The organism is Pseudomonas brassicacearum, assembly GCF_918698105.1.
Classification (GTDB): Bacteria; Pseudomonadota; Gammaproteobacteria; order Pseudomonadales; family Pseudomonadaceae; genus Aquipseudomonas; species Aquipseudomonas brassicacearum_F.
Genome location: NZ_CAKKMI010000153.1, coordinates 1 through 3761 on the forward strand (window position 1 = coordinate 1; position 3761 = coordinate 3761).

At 63.2% G+C, this 3761-nt stretch carries 2 protein-coding genes; both read left to right on the plus strand.

The annotated features are described in order from the left end of the window. Positions 1–359: 359 nt before the first annotated feature. On the plus strand, positions 360–743 hold the full coding sequence (gcvH, locus tag LQ215_RS29320) for a glycine cleavage system protein GcvH (protein WP_092252034.1): 384 nt from the start codon (positions 360–362) through the stop codon (positions 741–743). 10 nt (positions 744–753) lie between these two features. Beyond that, positions 754–3603: an aminomethyl-transferring glycine dehydrogenase gene (gcvP, locus tag LQ215_RS29325; RefSeq protein WP_230153723.1), complete on the plus strand. Its 2850-nt coding sequence runs from the start codon at positions 754–756 to the stop codon at positions 3601–3603. The last annotated feature ends 158 nt before the right edge of the window (positions 3604–3761 follow it).

Genomic DNA, 3761 nt, shown 5'->3' on the forward strand with positions numbered 1-3761 from the left:
GACATACCGCTATCGCGAGCAAGCTCGCTCCCACAAGGGTTCTGTGTTGTGGTTGAAATCGCGTTAAAAACGACCTCCATCTGTACTGAAAGCGCTACAGCGGAACGATATCGCTACACTCATCGCTAAGCAGCGCTGCGCAAGGCTTTGATCCCACAACAATTTTATCGAGCCGCCCAGCTGTAGCGATTTCGCTACAGCAAAGCCGATTCAAGTTTCGACAGAATCATTCAACTCATTGATATTTAAGCAATTATCAACATTGGCCGTATTCTTGCTATGGGTATTGTCATTCGGCCCGGGCCAAGCCCCGCGCCTTTCTTCGCGTCCACCAGACGAATCTGGCCCCAGGAGTTTCCATGAGCGAGTTGCGTTTCACTGAAGATCACGAATGGCTGCGCACCGAAGCCGACGGCAGCGTCACCGTAGGCATTACCGCTTTCGCGCAGAACGCGTTGGGCGACGTGGTTTTTGTGCAACTGCCTGAATTGCAGGCCTATGACAAAGGCGCCGAGGCCTCCACCGTGGAGTCGGTCAAGGCCGCCAGCGGTGTGTACATGCCTCTGGACGGTGAAGTGCTCGAAGTGAACGACAAACTCGACGCCAGCCCGGAGCTGGTCAACGAAGATCCGATGGGTGAAGGCTGGTTCTTCCGCTTTAAACCGACCGACGCCGACGCAGTGGCTAAGCTGTTGGATCAAGACGCCTACGATCGCCTGATCAAAGCCAACGCCGAAGCCTGAGGAGCGCCACATGACCGTTAATCTCGGCACCGCCAACGAATTCATCGCCCGCCACATCGGCCCGCGTGCCAGCGACGAGCAAGCCATGCTCGAGCGCCTGGGCTACGACTCCCTGGAGGCCCTGAGCGCCAGCGTCATCCCGGAAAGCATCAAGGGCACCAGCGTGCTGGACATGGGCGACGGCCAGAGCGAAGCCGACGCACTGGCCTCGATCAAGGCCATCGCTGCCAAGAACCAACTGTTCAAGACCTACATCGGCCAGGGCTACTACAACTGCCACACGCCGGCGCCGATCCTGCGCAACCTGCTGGAAAACCCGGCCTGGTACACCGCCTACACCCCGTACCAGCCAGAAATTTCCCAGGGCCGTCTCGAAGCGCTGTTGAACTTCCAGACCCTGATCAGCGACCTCACCGGCCTGCCGATCGCCAACGCCTCCTTGCTCGACGAAGCCACCGCCGCCGCCGAAGCCATGACCTTCTGCAAGCGCCTGAGCAAGAACAAGGGCAGCAACGCGTTCTTCGCCTCCGTGCACAGCCACCCGCAAACCCTCGACGTACTGCGCACCCGTGCCGAGCCCCTGGGCATCGACGTGGTGGTGGGCGACGAGCGCGAACTGAGCGACGTCAGCAGTTTCTTCGGCGCGCTGCTGCAGTACCCGGCCAGCAACGGTGATCTTTTCGACTATCGCGAACTGACCGAACGCTTCCACGCCGCCAACGCCCTGGTGGCCGTGGCCGCGGACCTGCTGGCCCTGACCCTGTTGGCCCCGCCAGGTGAATTCGGCGCCGACGTGGCCATCGGCAGCGCCCAGCGCTTCGGCGTACCCCTGGGCTTCGGTGGCCCGCACGCGGCGTATTTCTCCACCAAGGACGCCTTCAAGCGCGACATGCCGGGCCGCCTGGTCGGCGTTTCCGTGGACCGTTTCGGCAAGCCGGCCCTGCGCCTGGCGATGCAGACCCGCGAGCAACACATCCGCCGCGAGAAAGCCACGAGCAACATCTGCACCGCCCAGGTGCTGCTGGCCAACATCGCCAGCATGTACGCCGTTTACCACGGTCCCAAGGGCCTGGTGCAAATCGCCAATCGCATCCATCACCTGACCGCGATCCTCGCCAAGGGCCTGGGCGCGCTGGGCCTGAGCGTCGAGCAAGAAAGCTTCTTCGACACCCTGACCCTGCGCACCGACGCGCAAACCGCTGCCCTTCACGACAAGGCCCGCGCACAGCGCATCAACCTGCGTGTGGTGGACGCTGAACGCCTGGGCCTGTCCCTGGACGAGACCACCAGCCAGGCTGACGTTGAAGCACTGTGGAAGCTGTTGGCCGACGGCAAGGCGCTGCCGGACTTCGCGGCACTGACCGCCAGCGTGCAAAGCCGTATCCCGGCCGAGCTGGTGCGCCAATCGGCGATCCTCAGCCACCCGGTGTTCAACCGCTACCACTCCGAAACCGAGCTGATGCGTTACCTGCGCAAGCTCGCCGACAAGGACCTGGCCCTGGATCGCACCATGATCCCGCTGGGTTCCTGCACCATGAAACTCAACGCCGCCAGCGAAATGATCCCGGTGACCTGGGCCGAGTTTGGCGCCCTGCACCCATTCGCCCCGGCCGAGCAGAGCGCTGGCTACCAGCAACTGACCGACGAGCTGGAGGCCATGCTCTGCGCCGCCACCGGCTATGACGCGGTGTCGCTGCAACCCAACGCCGGTTCCCAGGGGGAATACGCCGGTCTGCTGGCGATCCGCGCCTATCACCAGAGCCGTGGCGAAGACCGTCGCGATATCTGCCTGATCCCGTCCTCGGCCCACGGCACCAACCCGGCCACCGCCCACATGGCCGGTATGCGTGTGGTGGTGACCGCCTGCGATGCCCGCGGCAACGTCGACATCGAAGACCTGCGGGCCAAGGCCATCGAGCACCGCGAACACCTCGCCGCGCTGATGATCACCTACCCGTCCACCCACGGTGTGTTCGAAGAAGGCATCCGCGAAATCTGCGGCATCATTCATGACAACGGCGGCCAGGTGTACATCGACGGCGCCAACATGAACGCCATGGTCGGCCTCTGCGCCCCGGGCAAGTTCGGCGGCGACGTGTCGCACCTGAACCTGCACAAGACCTTCTGCATTCCCCACGGCGGTGGCGGCCCGGGCGTCGGCCCGATTGGCGTCAAGTCGCACCTGGCACCGTTCCTGCCGGGCCACGCCAACATGGCACGCAAGGAAGGCGCGGTGTGCGCGGCGCCATTCGGCAGCGCGAGCATCCTGCCGATCACCTGGATGTACATCCGCATGATGGGCGGCGCCGGCCTCAAGCGCGCCTCGCAACTGGCGATCCTCAACGCCAACTACATCGCCCGTCGCCTGGAAGAGCACTACCCGGTGCTCTACTCCGGCAGCAACGGTCTGGTGGCCCATGAATGCATCCTCGACCTGCGTCCACTCAAGGACAGCAGCGGCATCAGCGTCGATGACGTGGCCAAACGCCTGATCGATTTCGGTTTCCACGCGCCGACCATGTCGTTCCCGGTGGCCGGCACGTTGATGATCGAGCCGACCGAAAGCGAATCCAAGGAAGAACTGGACCGTTTCTGCGACGCCATGATCTGCATCCGCGAAGAAATCCGCGCGGTGGAAAACGGCAGCCTGGACAAAGACGACAACCCGCTGAAGAACGCCCCGCATACCGCGGCGGAACTGGTCGGCGAGTGGACTCACCCCTACAGCCGCGAACAGGCGGTGTACCCGGTGGCGTCGTTGATCGACGGCAAGTACTGGCCGCCGGTGGGCCGGGTCGACAACGTGTTCGGCGACCGCAACCTGGTCTGCGCCTGCCCGTCGATCGAAAGCTACGCTTGACCTGTGAGGGGGCGGGCTAGCTCGCCCCTCTCGCAACAACACCGCAAACCTTGTGGAAGATTACTGCCCCAAGGAAACCACATCCCCCTGTGGGAGCGAGCTTGCTCGCGATAGCGGTGTGACAGCTGACAGAGATGTTGACTGACACTCCGCTATCG